The sequence below is a fragment of the Arthrobacter sp. NicSoilB11 genome (assembly GCF_019977375.1).
Classification (GTDB): Bacteria; Actinomycetota; Actinomycetes; order Actinomycetales; family Micrococcaceae; genus Arthrobacter.
The window spans coordinates 1418573-1434265 of the sequence record NZ_AP024657.1; the positions used below are offsets into that span (position 1 = coordinate 1418573).

A 15693-nucleotide genomic window follows, 5' to 3' on the forward strand; every position below is an offset into this window, starting at 1 on the left:
GGCGACTGCACACCGGCTCCTGACCGGCCGCCGCGAGCCGGTGGACCGCATCTGCACCATGGTCCGGAACGGAACCCACCGGGCCGTCTTCATCATGGCCGGCCCGGGCATCGGAAAGTCGGCCGTCACTGACGCCGTGACCGAGCGCCTGGCCGGAAACATGAAAATCCTGCGCATCCACGCCAGTTCGGCCCTGGCCGGAGTGCCATTCGGAGTCCTGACACCCTATACGGGGGAACTCACCGCCGAGGAGTCCGTCTCGCCGGTCGCGGTGCTGCGTTCCATGTGGTCCTACTTTGAGAAGCTCAAGGCCGGCAGCGGGGGAGCGGTCCTGCTGGCGGTGGACGATGCCCACCACCTCGATGATGCTTCCGCGGGGGTGCTGGCCGAGGTGATTTCAGCCGGATGGGCAACGGTGCTCGCTGCCGCCCGGCCACGGCCGGGTCTCCCACAGCCGCTCGACCAGCTCTGGTACGACGGCCTGGCCGAACGCGTGGACCTCCGGCCCCTCAACCGTGAACAGATTGAAGAAGTCCTGGACCACGTCCTCGACGGGACCGTGCCGGCTGCAACGGTGGACTCCATCTGGAACGCATCAAGCGGCAATCCCCGGATCCTCGACGCCCTGCTGCACGACGCCGCCGAGGCCGGCGTCCTCGCCAAGCGCAACGGAATTTGGATGCTGCTGGGCCCGCTGCCCGCGGATGGGGACCGCCTCGCAGGCGTGGTGGCCAAAGACCATCTCCGGCGCCGGACCGAAGAGCAGGAAGCACTGAAGCTCATTGCCCTTGCCGGGCCGGTGGGCAGGAAGGTCATCGAAGACATCAGCGGGGCAGCCGTGGTCCGGTCCCTGCTGGACCAGCAGATCATCGTCGAAGCCCCCGGCATCCCGGCGGAGCTTTCCATCTGGAACGGACTCTTCGCCGGCGCCATCCGGAACACCGTGTCGGTCTCCCGCAGCCTCCAGCTGCTGGAGAAGGTCAGGGCCCACCAGGATCCCACCCAGTTGCGCGGCGAGGGCCGGTTGCGGGCAGTGGAGTGGGCCCTGGAGTGCGGCGTCAGGGTCAGCGACGACGAGATGCTGGCCGCGGCCAAGGAAGCCTTGCTGCGGTTCCGCAACGACAGTGCACGGTCCATTGCGTCCCGTATCCACGACCCCGCCATGGTCCCGCTGGCCCAGGCCATCCAGGCGCGGGCCCTGTATAACGAGGGCGCCTATACCGGGGCCGCGGCACTCCTTGACGAGTGCTGGCTCCGGCTGGCCGATGATCCCCAGGGACCGGCCGTCCTGCTGCTCCGGGTTTCGGCCCACCTGGCCATCGGCCATCCCCTGGGGATGATCGCGGACGACGTCGAAAAGAACGTCCCGCTCTCCAGCGACGGCGAAAGGAGCTGGCAGGAAGGGCTCCTGCACCTGCTCCACCTCGGTGCCGAGGTGAACTTCCCGGCGCTGAACGACGAAGTGGACACGATGCGGAAGCGCCCCCCGGCAGAAGCCGGAGAACCGCTCCGCGCCTTGGCTGAGGGCCTTCTCTCCCACGCCCTCGGCTCGGCGGGACGCCCCGTGCAGGGGCTGGAGGCCGCACTGCTGGCAGCCTCGGAACTTCCCCCGCTCGAAGGCAGCCTGTTCTTCTTCCCTGAGTTCGTGCTGGGAAGGCTCGTCTCCGACTACCTGGCCATGGGTGAATGGGAGCCGGCGGAGCGCGAGATCGACCATTACGCGGCCGGACACACGCTTGGCGCGGCCACCTTCAACGGAAGCCTCCAGCTGCTGCGGGGGTATTCGCTGCTGCGGCAGGGGAGGATGGAACGCGCTTATCAGGTCCTGCTGCCCGCTGTTGAGGCGCTGAGGCTCAACGACCCGCTGCAGCTGTACCGGTTCGGCACGGCCCTCGGCTTCTACGCCGCGGCCCGGCTGGGCGACACGGAACAGGCACAGCGCCTTGAACAGGATCACAAGGACGCCGACGCCGGCTGGCCGGCGCATGATCTTTTGGCAGAGGCCTACATGGCCGCTGCCGCCGAATACCTGGCCCGCGACGGCAAGGGATTGGCCGCACTGCAGACGTTGATGACCACCACCCAGGCCTCCGCACGGAAGGGAAACCTGCTCCAGGTCCTGGCCATGTGCTGGGACCTGGGCGACCCCTCGGTGGTGCCCATGGTGCAGGCGGCGGCCCGGGACGTGGAAGGCCGGTGGGCAGAAGCTCTTCTGACGCTGGCCACCGCCTGGGAAAATGCCGACGGCGACACCCTCATGGCAACAGCTGCCTCGCTGGAGGAGGCAGGCTTTGTCAACCTGGCCCGCGAAGCCTATGCCCGTGCCAGCACGGTGCTGGAGCAGGCCGGTGAACGCCGGCGCTCACGCCAGGCCGTGGCCCAGCGCGAAAAGTGCGACCATGAACTGGGCGAGCGGTTCCGTGAAGGACGCTTCATCGCCGCGGCGCCCACCGTTCGCCTCACCAGGCGCGAACAGGACATCGTGGAGCTGGCCGTGCAGGGCCTGACCGACCGCGAGATCGCACAGCGGCTCATGGTCTCCGTCCGGACCGTGGAGGGCCACCTCTACCGCACCTACGTCAAGCTCGGCGTCCGCAGCCGCGATGAGCTGGAAGCGGCCCTGCCAAAGTAGGCCTGGCCTCCCAAACCGGCCCTGCCGTGCCTCCGTGCTGCCAGTCGGGCATCGGAATCCCTGCTGACCGCCCGACGTCGAAATCCCTGCCCCCGGCCACCCGCTGCCCACGGTGTTTCCACCCGGGAAGCACCGCCGGGCCGCCGTCGTACCCAAGCCCGCCAACCATCCCGCCCGGAGGGTGCGCAGGAGCGCCAACCCGGTAGTGCACCCGCCTGGATTCGAGTACACCCTACTCGTGTACGTAAGGGCCCCACGGGATTTACTTAAGGAGGCAAAGCAAAGCGGCAGGCCGGAAGCCGCAGAGCAGCCAATCAGGACATTGAGGCCCTCTCAACTTCCGGTCCCCAGGGACCGGGTAAGACGGGGCCGGCGACGTCAGAGTCTTCTGAGACCGAGACTCTCCCCCCAGCCGTCGCCGGCCCTTTACTCCCTCGGCCGAAGCCCGGGGCAGCGGTGGCGGCCGCCCCTTCCGGGCGGCCGCCACAGCCGTGTGTGGGACAATTGGGTTGTCAGACATGGGCAGCCCAAGGAGTTCGTTTTGGCCGTAGTATCAACGCCAGCCACACTGGAACGTGCCGTACCTGTCATGGACAACGCCGAGGTGCTGCGCATCCGCAATGACTTCCCGGTCCTCAATCAACTGGTGAACGGACAGCCGCTGGTCTACCTCGACTCCGGGGCCACATCCCAGAACCCCGTGAGCGTCATCGAAGCCGAGCAGGAATTCTATGAGCAGCGCAACGCTGCCGTGCACCGGGGCGCCCACCATCTTGCGGTTGAGGCCACCGAAGTCTTCGAGGACGCCCGCCAGACCATCGCCGACTTCATCGGTGCGGACTACGAGGAAACCATCTGGACCTCGAACGCGACGGAGGGACTGAACCTCCTCTCCTACGCGCTGTCTAATGCCGGACTGTGGGCTGCCCAGGGCCGCGGCGACCAGCGGCTCGGGGAGCTGTCCCTGGGGCCCGGGGACGACATCGTGGTGACCGAGATGGAACACCATGCCAACCTGATTCCATGGCAGGAGCTGGCATTCCGCACAGGAGCCACCCTCCGGTACATCCCCATCGGAGATGACGGCAGCCTTCGCATGGACCAGGCCGCCGGGATTATCGGTCCGCGTACCAAAGTCCTGGCATTCACCCACGCTTCCAACGTCCTGGGAATCATCAACCCGGTAGCGGAACTGACGGCCCTCGGGCATGCGGCCGGCGCCTTGGTTGTCCTGGACGCCTGCCAGTCGGCTCCCCACCTGCCCTTGAACGTCAAGGAACTCGGCGTGGACTTCGCGGTCTTCTCCGGCCACAAGATGCTCGCCCCCACGGGGATTGGCGTGCTGTACGGGCGGCAGGAGCTGCTGGACATCCTCCCGCCGTTCCTGACCGGCGGGTCAATGATCACTACCGTCACCATGGAGCGGGCCGAGTACCTCCCGGCGCCCCAGCGCTTCGAAGCGGGCACCCAGCGCATCTCCCAGGCCGTAGCCATGGCGGCCGCAGCGAACTACCTGACGGAAACCGGGCTGGCCCGGATCCATGCGTGGGAGGCCGCACTGGGCCAGCGCATGGTGGCGGGGCTGGAATCCATTCCCGGCGTCCGGGTCCTGGGCCCGGCAGCCGGAAAGGAACGGATCGGCCTTGCCGCGTTCGACGTCGAAGGCGTCCACGCCCATGACGTGGGACAGTTCCTGGACTCCCGGGGAATCGCCGTCCGCGTGGGACACCACTGCGCCCAGCCGCTGCACCGCAGGCTTGGACTGACCGCCACGACCCGGGCCAGCGCCTACCTCTACAACACCACGGACGACGTGGACCGCTTCCTTGAAGCCGTTGCCGGCGTCCGGGCCTACTTCCGCGCATAGCGGAGAAGACGAAAGGTGACACCATGAGCCTTGACCAGCTGTACCAGCAGATCATCCTGGACCATTCGAAGGCCCGCCACGGCAGCGGGCTCGCCGCGACCGAAGCGCCCCAAGGCACCTCCACCGGGCAGTCGCACCAGCTCAACCCCGTGTGCGGCGACGAAGTCACACTCCGGCTCGCCGTCCAGGACGGGAAAGTGGCACAGGTGGCGTGGGACGGCGCCGGCTGCTCCATTTCCATGGCCTCGGCGTCCGTCCTCAGCGACCTCGCCGAAGGCATGACCGTGGCTGAACTGCACGAAATTATCGACAGCTTCCGGGAGGTGCTGAGGTCCCGTGGGAAGGTCCATGCTGATCCTGAGCTGCTTGGGGATGCGGCAGCGTTCGAAGGAGTGGCACGCTACGCAGCCCGGGTCAAGTGCGCCATGATCTCCTGGGTTGCTGCGGAGGACGCGCTTAACCAGGCAGCCTAGGCCAGGCAACCCAGGCCAGACGGAAACAGCCCGGACCTTGCTCCAACAGGAGTAAGGTCCGGGCTGTTTTCGCGCCGTGGAACGGCTGGTTCAGCCCAGCAGGCCGAGAACGCCGATCACCGCTGTGGCGAGTCCCAGCACCATGGAGATGCTCACCAGCACCACGTGCACGGTCAGGAATTTGGTGGCCTTTCCTGCCGCATCGCGGGCGCGGGGATCCTTCATCACGCGGCGCAGGAACTGCGGCCAGACCACCAGGGACCAGACGCCGGCGACGATGAGGACCAGCGCTGCGAGGACGGGAAGCTGCATGGGTTAGTGGCTTTCCAGCCAGGCGTGAGCCTGTGCGGCCTGCAGGTTCAGGGCTTTGGCCACCATGGGTTCGGCGGCGTCGGCGATCTTGCCGCCCAGGAACGGAACAGAGGACTTAACGGCGCCCTCGAGCTCCACCCGGGTTCCACCGGCATCGGCCACCAGGCGCTGGACGGCCGTGACATCCACCGGGGCGCCGGCGATCTTCAGCGAAATGTTGCTCTGGCGGGAGCCGTCGGCGGCCGGGGCCTCCCAGTTTTCAACCTGCGTCACCTTCAGGTGCTCACCCACGAACTTGCGGGCAATCTCGGGCAGGCGCGTGGTGGGGAGGGTACGCACCGAGGTGGCGTTGAAGGCCCCTGCGATGTCACCGTCCACGCTGAAGGACTCCAGGGTGCCGCCTACCAGTTGGCTGACGTGGCGCTGGAAATCTTCGTTCACCAGCACAGCAGCAACGCTGTCAACGGAGTGCGGAAGGGTTGTGGTTGCGCTCAGCGCCATGGGTCCTCCTGGGATTTGGGGAAAGGATTTACGCCTCCAACATCCTACGGGGTGACCGGCGAGGGCTCCGCATCGGCAAGTTTCTGGGCGGCAGCGGTGATGTTCCGGGCCATGGCCGGGAAGATCAGGCTGTGGAACGGAAGCACGGCGAGCCAATAGAGCCGTCCGCTCAATCCCTTGGGGAAGAAGATGGCGCGCTGCCGGTAGCGGCTGCCCGCGCCGTCGGGCTCCACGGAAAGCTCCAGCCAGGCCCGTCCCGGCGCCCGCATCTCGGCCCGCAGCCGCAGGAGCCTGCCCCGGTCGATCTGCTCCACCCGCCACCAGTCCACCACTTCGCCGATGGCCAGGGTGTGCGGGTGCCGCCGGCCACGCAGCAGGCCTGCGCCGCCGGTCAGTTTGTCCAGCCAGCCGCGGACCTGCCAGGCCAGGGGCAGGGAATACCAGCCGTTGCGCCCGCCGATGCCCTCGATGATCGTCCAGACGTGGGCCGGGTCCACATCGCCGTGGAAGGTCCGCTCGTCGATGTAGACCTTGTGCCCCGACCAATCGGGGTCGCTGGGAAGCGGATCGGAGTCGGCACCGGCGTTGGCCCAGGTGGTCTCCACCTGGCCGTCCCGCTCCTTTCCCAGCGCCAGGGCCACCGCCTTGCGGTAGGGGGTCAGGCCGCCGTCGGGCTGGGGAATGTACTGGTCGATGTCGTGCTCGTTGGCCACCGCGTCATGCTGCAGGGACTGGACCAGCGGCACGGCCATGGAGAGCGGGATGGGTGTTGTCAGGGCCACCCACATGCCTGCCAGCTTGGGTGCCGGTACCGGCAGCGCCAGCACCACCCGGTAGGGCAGGCCCGCTTCGGCGGCGTACTCCTGCATCATCCCCGCGTAGGTCAGCACCTGCCGGCAGCCGATGTCGAAGGTGCGGTTGATGGGGCCCTCCAGCGACGCTGCGGACACCAGGTAGTAGAGGACATCACGCACGGCGATGGCTTCGATCCTGTTGCGCACCCAGCTGGGCGCCGGCATCAGGGGCAGTGTTTCGGAGAGGTGCCGGATCATCTCGAAGGAGGCGGAGCCGGAGCCGATCACCACGCCTGCCTGGAACACCACGGCGTCCACCGGTCTGTCCAGGAAGACCTTGCCCACCGCCTCCCGTGACCGCATGTGGGTGGACAGCTCCACCCCCTGGGGGTGCAGGCCGCCAAGGTAGACGATCCGGCGGACCCCCGCGGCCGCTGCAGCATCCGCGGCCGTCCTGGCCATGGCCTTTTCCTTGGCTTCGAATCCCGCGCCGGCGGCCATCGAATGCACCAGGTAGTAGAAGACCTCGACGCCGGCCAGGGCGTCGCGGAGGGCGTCGCCGTCGTCCAGGCTGCTTTCCACCACGTCCACTTTGTCCCGCCAGGGCACGCCGGCGATCTTGTCCGGCGAGCGGACCAGCACCTTGACGGTGTGGCCTGCTTCCAAAAGCCGGGGCACCAGGCGGCCGCCGATGTAACCGGTGGCCCCGGTGACAAGGACAGTCTTTGGTGCTGGCTGGGCGCTCATTGCAGTCATGCTGGCTCCTGTATGGTCCTGGCCCCTGTTCGTGCCGGCCTGGCTTCGGCCTTTGTTGTTCGGAGCCGCGGCCCGTCCGGACGGGCCGCGGCTCCGAACAACAGGGCTCCCAACAAAATGGCTCCGAACTAAGGGGCTCCGAACGGGCAACTGTCCGGCCCTGCCAGCCTAGGCCTGTGGGCGCCGCGCTGCCATGTCGTTCCTGCGCGGTAGGCTGGGAGTACCCGGGATTCGCAGCGAATTTCGGGTTTTCGCGTTGCCTGCGACCCTCGATGAACACCACAGGAGCTTCTGCCATGAGTCTTCCCGGCCAGTCCGCCGCCGGCACATCCAGCACAGGCACATCCAGCACGGGCACGTCCAGGACAGGCACGGCCCGGCCCGCCAAGACCAGTGCCGCCCCGTCGCTGGACGGGCTGCGCCGTGCCCTGGCGCCGGACCAGACGTTCGCCCGGGTCCGCGCCGAGGCTGCCCGGGGATTCGCCGTCCGCGGACAGGACTACCAGATCAGCGCTCCTCCGGGACTTCGTCCGGTGCTGCTCGCGGAGATGGCTGACGGGCTGGCGGCCAAGGCGGAACAGGCGGGCGGTATGGAGCCGGGCGTGGTGCTGGCCGTCACTGCCACCGGCCGGGAGGCGGAGGACCTCACTGCGGCCCTGCGCGCCTACCTGCCCGCGGATTCGGTGGCCGAGTTCCCCAGCTGGGAGACCCTCCCGCACGAGCGGCTGTCGCCGCGCTCGGACACCGTAGGCCGCCGCTTGTCCGTGCTGCGCCGCCTGGCCCATCCGGAAAATCCAGCCCATCCGGAAAGCTCGACGGCGGGCCGGCTCCGCGTCGTCGTCGCGCCGGTCCGCGCCGTGGTCCAGCCGGTGGTGGCGGGCCTGGGCGACCTGGTTCCCGTCACGCTGAAGGTGGGCCAGGAGGTGCCGTTCTCCGACGTCGTGAAGAGCCTTGCCGACGCCGCGTACGCCCGTGTGGACATGGTGACGCACCGCGGTGAGTTCGCCGTCCGCGGCGGCATCATCGACGTTTTCCCGCCCACCGAGGACCACCCCATCAGGGTGGAGTTCTTCGGGGACGAAGTGGACCAGATGCGCTGGTTTGCCGTGGCCGACCAGCGCTCGCTGTCCGCCCCGGGCGTCCACCACCCCGCCGAACTGCATGCCCCGCCGTGCCGGGAAATCCTCATCACCCCGTCCGTCATGTCCCGCGCCGCCACGCTGAAGTCCCAGCTTCCGGCCGCCGCGGACATGCTGGAGAAGATCGCCGGCGGAATCGCCGTGGAGGGCATGGAATCCCTGGCGCCGGTGCTGGTGGATGCGATGGTTCCGTTCGTTGACCAGCTGCCTGCCGACTCCATCGCCGTGCTGATCGAGCCGGAGAAGGTGCGCACCCGCGCCCACGACCTTGCCGCCACCAACGAGGAGTTCCTCGAAGCGGCATGGTCCACCGCGTCCGACGGCGGTGCGGCACCTTTGGACCTCAGCTCGCAGGCGAGTGCGGCGCTGCACTCTGCCAGCTTCCGGTCCCTGGCGGAAACGCGCACCTCCTCGCTGGAGCACGGCGTGTCCTGGTGGTCGATTACGTCACTGGCGCAGGACGCGGAGCTGCTGCCCGAGATCGACGTGCTGAACCTGCATGCCCGGGAGCCGCGGGGCTACCAGGGCGACGTGGCGGAAATGATGGAGTTCATCGGTTCGCACGTCCGCGACCAGTGGCGGATCGTGGTGGCCACGGAAGGGCCCGGGCCGGCCCAGCGCCTGGCCGAGTTGTTCCATGAGAACGACATTCCCTGTGCCCGGGTGGACAGCCTGGACCACGAACCCCAGCCGGGCATCATCGAGGTGACCACTGCCGCCGTCGGCCGTGGTTTTGTCCTGGACGGCCTCAAACTGGGCCTGCTCACCGAAGCCGACCTGCTGGGACGGACCTCCGCCGGGTCCACCAAGGACATGCGGAGGATGCCCTCCAAACGGCGCAACGCCGTCGATCCCCTGCAACTGGTGGCGGGGGACCACGTGGTCCATGAACAGCACGGCATTGGCCGGTTCGTGGAACTCATCCAGCGCAAGGTGGCCGGCGGCGGCGACGGCGTCCGGGAATACCTGGTGCTGGAGTACGCGCCCGCCAAGCGGGGCGCACCCGGCGACCGGCTGTTCGTCCCCACGGACCAGCTGGACCAGGTGACCCGCTACGTGGGCGGCGACACCCCCGTGCTGAGCAAGATGGGCGGCGCGGACTGGGCCAGTACCAAGTCCAAGGCCCGCAAAGCCGTCAAGGAGATCGCCGGCGAACTGATCCGGCTGTACTCTGCCCGCATGGCCTCCCGTGGCCACGCGTTTGGACCCGACACGCCCTGGCAGCGGGAACTGGAGGAGGCGTTCCCGTATGTGGAGACGCCGGACCAGCTGACCACCATCAACGAGGTTAAGGCGGACATGGAGCGGGAGATTCCCATGGACCGGCTGGTGTCCGGCGACGTGGGCTACGGCAAGACCGAGATCGCGGTGCGCGCTGCCTTCAAGGCGGTGCAGGACGGCAAACAGGTGGCGGTGCTGGTGCCCACCACCCTGCTGGCCCAGCAGCACTACGAGACCTTCACCGAACGCTTCTCCGGCTTCCCGCTGCGGGTGAAGCCGTTGTCCCGGTTCCAGAGCGCCAAGGAAGCGAAGGAGACGGCGGAGGGTGTGAAGAGCGGTGCCGTGGACGTGGTGATCGGCACGCACCGGCTGTTGGCCAAGGACTTTGAGTTCAAGGACCTGGGCCTGGTGATCGTGGACGAGGAACAGCGGTTCGGCGTGGAGCACAAGGAAGCGCTGAAGAAGATGCGCACCAACGTGGACGTCCTGGCCATGAGTGCCACCCCGATTCCCCGCACCCTGGAGATGTCCCTCACCGGCATCCGGGAAACCTCCACCCTGGCCACCCCGCCGGAGGAACGGCACCCCGTGCTGACCTACGTGGGCCCGTACACGGACAAGCAGACCTCGGCCGCCATCCGCCGCGAGCTGATGCGTGAAGGCCAGGTGTTCCTGGTCCACAACCGGGTGTCCACTATCGAGCGGACGGCCGCCAGGATCCGCGAGCTGGTGCCCGAGGCACGGGTCGAGGTGGCGCACGGCAAGATGTCGGAGAGCCGCCTGGAGCAGATCATCGTTGACTTCTGGGAGCGGCGCTTCGACGTGCTGGTGTGCACCACCATCATCGAGACAGGCCTGGACATCTCCAACGCCAACACGTTGATCGTGGACGGCGCGGACAAGTACGGCCTGTCCCAGCTGCACCAGCTCCGCGGCCGCGTGGGCCGTGGCCGTGAACGCGCCTACGCCTACTTCCTGTATCCGTCAGAGAAGCCGCTGGGCGAGGTGGCGCTGGAACGGCTCAAGGCCGTGGCCGCGCACAACGAACTGGGCGCCGGCATGCAGTTGGCCATGAAGGACCTGGAAATCCGCGGTGCCGGCAACCTGCTGGGCGGCGAACAGTCCGGCCACATCCAGGGAGTGGGCTTTGACCTGTACATCCGGCTGGTGGGCGAGGCCGTGGCGGACTACCGGGGCGAGGCCGAAGAAAAGGCCGCGGAGATGAAGATCGAGCTGCCGGTCAACGCCCACCTGCCGCACGACTATGTCCCCGGCGAACGGCTGCGCCTGGAGGCCTACCGGAAGCTCGCAGCGGCCATCACCAATGAGGCCATCGACGAGGTCCAGGCCGAGCTCGTTGACCGCTACGGTGAACTTCCGCTGCCCGCCCAGAACCTGGTGGCGGTGGCACGCTTCCGTGTTGGTGCGCGCGAAGCCGGCCTGTCCGACGTCGCTCTGCAGGGCAACTTCATCAAGTTCTCCCCGGCCTCGCTCCCGGAATCCAAGATCATGCGCCTGAACCGGATGTACCCCGGATCGCAGTCCAAACCCGCACTCGACGCCGTCCTCATCCCCAAGCCCAAGACGGCACGGATCGGCGGCCGGGACCTGCAGGACGCCGAGATCCTGGAATGGGCCAACGGCGTGATCCGGAATATCTTCTCCGACGCCCCGCTCGCCGCCCCGGCAGTCAGCGGCTAGCACGTGATGGGAGGACACCACGCCGCGTCTGGAGCCGCGGCGTGGGTAGCTGTTGCGTCCACCGGCCCCTACACCCTGGGTTGGTACCCGCTGGATCCCACGGGCATCCTCATCGGCGGCATGGCCACCGCGGGCACGGCACTGGTGTGCGACTGGGACCACCGGGCAAGCACGGTGGCCCACTCGCTGCCGCCGCTGTCCAACGTGATTGCGCGCGGCATCGAGAACGCCAGCGGGGGCCACCGGCAGGGAACGCACTCCATCCTTGGTGCCGCGGTTTTTGTCTTCCTCGCCGGCCTGGCGTCGCAGGTGCACCTGGACACCAGCTGGGGCCGCCTGTCCGTGGGGGCCGGGCTGCTGTGCATGTTCCTGATCAACATTGCGGCGAAGGCGCTGAAGCTCTTTCCCAAAAGCGGCTTTATCTCCAACTGGATCTTCGCGCTGGTCATGGCGGGCCTGGTCACCGTATACGCGCCGGGGCAGTGGACCTGGCTGCCCACCTCGATGCTGATCGGGGTGGTGGTGCACATCGTGGGCGACCTCATCACCACCGGAGGAGTGCCGCTGCTGTGGCCGCTGGTGGTCCGGCCGCCGAAAATACTGCGCCGGCTGCCCCTGCTGCGGAACGTCTGGCGGGCCAACGGCGCCCTGTCCCTTCCCCTGCTGGGGCGTGCCGGTTCCAAGCGGGAGTGGCTGGTGCTGATCCCGGTCAGCGCGTACGCCATGGTGGGCATGTCCATGGCCGGCTGGGCCATCGCCCAACAGCACTGGGGCCGTGCGGCGGCTGCCGCGGGCGCCTGGATCAGGCTCTGGTTCTAGCAGGCAACACCCTTCAGCGGGAAACAGCAACGGACCGGCGGAAAAGTCCGCCGGTCCGTTGTTTGCTGTATGGAGTGGGTGTTAGTGCTCGCCCGCAGAGTCGGACCGGCCCAGGATGGTCTGCGGGATCCAGAAGGCCAGCGCAAACAGGGCCAGGCAGGCGGCCATGGGCCACGGGTTGCCCAGGCTGAGGAAGGACAGCGAGTAGATGGCGCCCAGGAACAGCACGAAGCAGACCGCGAACAGGATGACGCTGGTGGCGAGGTTGTTCTCGTTCTGCGGGGTCCGGACGGAGTCCTGGTTCGACGCCGAGTCCCGGCTGGACGCGTTGATCTGGCTGGACATATGTTCCTCCTCGGCCCCGCGGGGCTTGGTCTGCGGCCGCTTCCGGGTCCGGTCAGTAAGCGGTTGAACCCTGTTCACCCTTGACGATGGCAATCCCGGAGCTGGCACCAATTCGTGTTGCACCTGCTGCAATCATAGCCTGCGCGTCGGCCAGGGACCGTACGCCGCCGGAGGCCTTGACCCCCAGGTCAGGGCCCACCGCGCGGCGCATCAGGGCCACGTCTTCAACGGTGGCGCCGCCACCGTTGAAGCCCGTGGAGGTTTTCACGAAGTCCGCCCCGGCCTCAACGGCCGCCCGGCATGCCAGCACCTTCTGCTCATCCGTGAGCAGGGCTGTTTCGATGATGACTTTCAGGATGGCGCCGCCGGCGTGCACCGTCTCGGCCACCGCGGCGATGTCCTCGGTCAAGGCGCCCTGGTCACCGGCCCTCGCGGCGGCAATGTTGATCACCATGTCCACCTCGTCCGCGCCGTCCAGCACGGCGCCGCGGGCCTCGAACGACTTCACGTCTGTAGGGGTGGCCCCCAGCGGAAAGCCCACCACGGAACAGGTGAGGACGCCGGAGCCCTTGAGCGCCTTGGTGACGGTCTTGACCCAGATGGGGTTGACGCAGACCGACTTGAACCGGTACTCGGCTGCCTCCGCGCAGACCTTCAGCACGTCAGCTTCCGAGGCTTCGGGCTTGAGCAGCGTGTGGTCGATGTAGGAGGCGATGTTCGCGGTCCCGGCCGGATCAGCGGTTCCTGCGTGAACGGTGGCTTCGTTGCTCATGATGGTCCTCTCGAAGGGCCTTGTGGGCCCGGCGTTGACTCGGTTTCGGGAACCATCTTGTCACAGCGCACGGCGCCGGTGGCGGCCGCTCAGGCGGCAGCCTGAAGGACCGGCGCTGCAGCCGCGGCAGTCAGCAACTGGGTGGCACAGGCACCTGCCGCCGACGCGGCGGCCACCAGCAGCCCCAGCCGCACGCCGTCGAACGCTGCTGCGTCGCCGATCGCCCAGATCCCCGGCACGGACGTCCGGAAGTCCCTGCTGATCTCGATGCCGCCGCCGGCGGCCGTCCGCAGGCCCGCGCTGGCGGCGAGGCCGTCCCGGGATACCCGCTCCTCGGCCAGGACCACCAGGTCGCCGGTCATGCTGCTGCCGTCTTCAAAGACCACGGCGGAGGCGGCGAGGGGGGAACCGGCCCCTCCGGAAACGACCGCGGGGATGATGGCCGCGGGCCGGGCGGTGGTGCGGATTGGCCGCACCCCCTTGGCCCGGAGTACCGCTTCGGCCTGCCCTGCCGCTGCCCCGGTGCCCACCAGGATCCCCACGGGGCGGCGGCCCAGCTCGCGGGTGACTTCCTGCACTCCGTCCGCAATGCGCGGGGCGTCATCGATGGTGGAGTAGCTCATGCACTGCGCGGCGCCGTCCACCGGGTTGGCCACGGGAGCCGAACCGGTGGCGATGACCAGCTGGTCGTAGGCGAATTCCATGCCGTCGGCGGTTGCCACGGTGCGCTTGGCAGCATCGATGTGGCTGGCCGGCTGGCCAAAGCGGACGGAGACCTGCGGGAGCATGGCCAGCTCCAGCAGTTCCGCCGGGGTGTCATCGCGGTTGCTCAGCACGGTGATGGTGCCGGCGAACCGTGCCCGGTCCAGTTGGGCCACCAGGGCCTGGGCGGCGGGGCCGGCGCCGGCGATGACGATGCGGGTTGCGGCGGAGGTGGACGTTGAGGGTGCCGGAGCGGACATGTGCTGGCCCTTTCGCTGGCGGCCGGGAACCGGCCGGAACTTCATGATGGAACCCAGCGTAGGGGCCTGCTTTTTCGGTTGTGTTACCCACCCATTGCTGTTTACCGGGCCCGTGTTCGCCAGTATTTACCGGCCGGTAACAGAACCCGTGACCCACCTCTCATTCACCGGCCGGCGGACACAATCCGCCATTCCCGGCGCACAAGTGGCCGGCACAGGCGTTCCTTAGACGCGGATCCGGTACCCGCGCTTGACTACCGTTTCAATGAGCTTTCCGTCCGGCAGTGACGAACGCAGCCTGCTGACCGTCATGTCCAGTGCGTGCACGGAACCCCGGAGTTCCAGCAGGTCGGAGAGGGATTCACGGGACAGGACAGCGCCGCCGGCACCCAGCAGGGCGCGCAGGAGCAGCAGGGGAGCGGGTGCCAGTTCCACCGCCTGGCCGTCGATCCGCAGGCTGCGGCCGCGAAGCTCGATGTTCCCGGAGCGGGTGTCCAGCCGCCGGACATGGTTCAGGGCCAGATGCTCGCACACCAGCCGGATGAGGGCCCCCATGCGGAAACGTTCCGGGATGAGCGGCGTCACGCCCGCGTCCAGGAGTGGCTGTGCCGTCACGGGACCCACCACCGCGGTGGTGACGTTCAGCTTCAGGCTTTCCACCAGCTGCTTGTGCAGGCCCATTTCGTGGGCGGTGCTCCACATCGCGTCCACGGCTGGGGCGCTGGTGAAGGTCAGGACGTCCAGGTTCCCGCTGCAGGCGGCCTCGATCAGGCGCGGCAGCCTGTCCTCGCCGTCGGGCTTGACCCACCGGTAGGGCGTGACAGTGAGGACCGTGGCGCCGGACATCCGCAGGCGTTCGATCTGGCGGACGTCGGTGTAGCCGTGCAGCTGCATGGCGACGGTCTTGCCCCGGACGCCTTCGGTGAGCAGCATGTCCACCAGCGTGGCGGTGGTTTCGTCGCTGCTGATGCCGACGTCGGCAAGGCCGGCCGCGCGCACGGCACCGCGGGCTTTGGGCCCCCGGACGAACATGCGGCAGTTTCCCAGCGTTTCCAGCAGTTCGTCGCCGATCCCGAAGGAGTCAGCGGCCTCGCACCACCGGCGCATGCCGTAGGCGGTGGTGGCGATGCACAGGTCCGGCTTGGCGGCGATGATGGCCCGCGTGTCCTCGATGAGGCGCATGTCCTCCTGGACGGGGGCGATCTTCAGCGCCGGCGCATGCAGCACTTCGGCACCCCGGCGCTCCAGGGCCTCGATCAGGTCGCGCGACCGCCGGTCCGAGGTGACGCCGATGCGGAACCCTTCCAAGGGCGACTCCGCGGCATCGGTGGCTTCTTCGGCCTGCGTCGTCGGTGCGGCCTGGGCCGGTTCAGCCGGTGCAAGTGCAGTCATGGGGGTC

12 protein-coding genes are annotated in these 15693 nt (G+C 68.1%); 5 read left to right on the forward strand and 7 right to left on the reverse strand.

The window, feature by feature from the left end:
- Positions 1-58: 58 nt before the first annotated feature.
- The 3 genes from LDO14_RS06675 to sufU all read left to right on the forward strand — a co-directional run bounded on the left by LDO14_RS06675 (position 59) and on the right by sufU (position 4972).
- Complete coding sequence (locus LDO14_RS06675; RefSeq protein WP_223994476.1) at positions 59-2632, forward strand: helix-turn-helix transcriptional regulator; 2574 nt, start codon at positions 59-61, stop codon at positions 2630-2632.
- Positions 2633-3173: 541 nt separating this feature from the next.
- The gene (locus tag LDO14_RS06680; protein ID WP_026265910.1) at positions 3174-4499 is read left to right on the forward strand and encodes a SufS family cysteine desulfurase; all 1326 of its coding nucleotides are present in this window, start codon (positions 3174-3176) and stop codon (positions 4497-4499) included.
- A 23-nt stretch (positions 4500-4522) separates the two neighbouring features.
- Positions 4523-4972: a Fe-S cluster assembly sulfur transfer protein SufU gene (gene sufU / locus LDO14_RS06685; RefSeq protein WP_018770125.1), complete on the forward strand. Its 450-nt coding sequence runs from the start codon at positions 4523-4525 to the stop codon at positions 4970-4972.
- Between the two features lie 90 nt (positions 4973-5062).
- Here sufU and LDO14_RS06690 read toward each other — a convergent pair whose 3' ends face one another.
- Genes LDO14_RS06690 through LDO14_RS06700 form a run of 3 tightly spaced genes read right to left on the reverse strand, consistent with a single transcriptional unit; the run spans position 5063 to position 7335 of the window.
- Entirely contained in the window at positions 5063-5284 is a 222-nt protein-coding gene (locus LDO14_RS06690; RefSeq protein ID WP_056393524.1) for a hypothetical protein, read from the reverse strand.
- Positions 5285-5287: 3 nt separating this feature from the next.
- Entirely contained in the window at positions 5288-5785 is a 498-nt protein-coding gene (locus tag LDO14_RS06695) for a DUF2505 domain-containing protein (RefSeq protein ID WP_223994484.1), read from the reverse strand.
- Positions 5786-5829: 44 nt separating this feature from the next.
- Positions 5830-7335: an SDR family oxidoreductase gene (locus LDO14_RS06700; protein WP_223994486.1), complete on the reverse strand. Its 1506-nt coding sequence runs from the start codon at positions 7333-7335 to the stop codon at positions 5830-5832.
- A 296-nt stretch (positions 7336-7631) separates the two neighbouring features.
- On the opposite strand from LDO14_RS06700, the gene mfd reads away from it, so the two are divergent.
- Together mfd and LDO14_RS06710 are read left to right on the forward strand one after the other, a co-directional pair.
- On the forward strand, positions 7632-11396 hold the full coding sequence (gene mfd, locus LDO14_RS06705) for a transcription-repair coupling factor (RefSeq protein ID WP_223994488.1): 3765 nt from the start codon (positions 7632-7634) through the stop codon (positions 11394-11396).
- A gap of 6 nt (positions 11397-11402) precedes the next feature.
- The gene (locus tag LDO14_RS06710) at positions 11403-12215 is read left to right on the forward strand and encodes a metal-dependent hydrolase (RefSeq protein ID WP_223994490.1); all 813 of its coding nucleotides are present in this window, start codon (positions 11403-11405) and stop codon (positions 12213-12215) included.
- Between the two features lie 81 nt (positions 12216-12296).
- On the opposite strand, the gene LDO14_RS06715 is transcribed toward LDO14_RS06710, so the two are convergent.
- The 4 genes from LDO14_RS06715 to LDO14_RS06730 all read right to left on the reverse strand — a co-directional run bounded on the left by LDO14_RS06715 (position 12297) and on the right by LDO14_RS06730 (position 15686).
- On the reverse strand, positions 12297-12560 hold the full coding sequence (locus tag LDO14_RS06715; protein WP_018770119.1) for a hypothetical protein: 264 nt from the start codon (positions 12558-12560) through the stop codon (positions 12297-12299).
- A gap of 52 nt (positions 12561-12612) precedes the next feature.
- Positions 12613-13332 carry a deoxyribose-phosphate aldolase gene (deoC, locus tag LDO14_RS06720; RefSeq protein ID WP_018770118.1) on the reverse strand — a complete coding sequence of 240 codons (720 nt, stop codon included), beginning with the start codon at positions 13330-13332 and terminating at the stop codon, positions 12613-12615.
- Between the two features lie 89 nt (positions 13333-13421).
- Positions 13422-14294 carry an FAD-dependent oxidoreductase gene (locus LDO14_RS06725; protein WP_223994492.1) on the reverse strand — a complete coding sequence of 291 codons (873 nt, stop codon included), beginning with the start codon at positions 14292-14294 and terminating at the stop codon, positions 13422-13424.
- A gap of 225 nt (positions 14295-14519) precedes the next feature.
- Entirely contained in the window at positions 14520-15686 is a 1167-nt protein-coding gene (locus tag LDO14_RS06730) for a uroporphyrinogen-III synthase (RefSeq protein ID WP_223994494.1), read from the reverse strand.
- Positions 15687-15693: the final 7 nt, after the last annotated feature.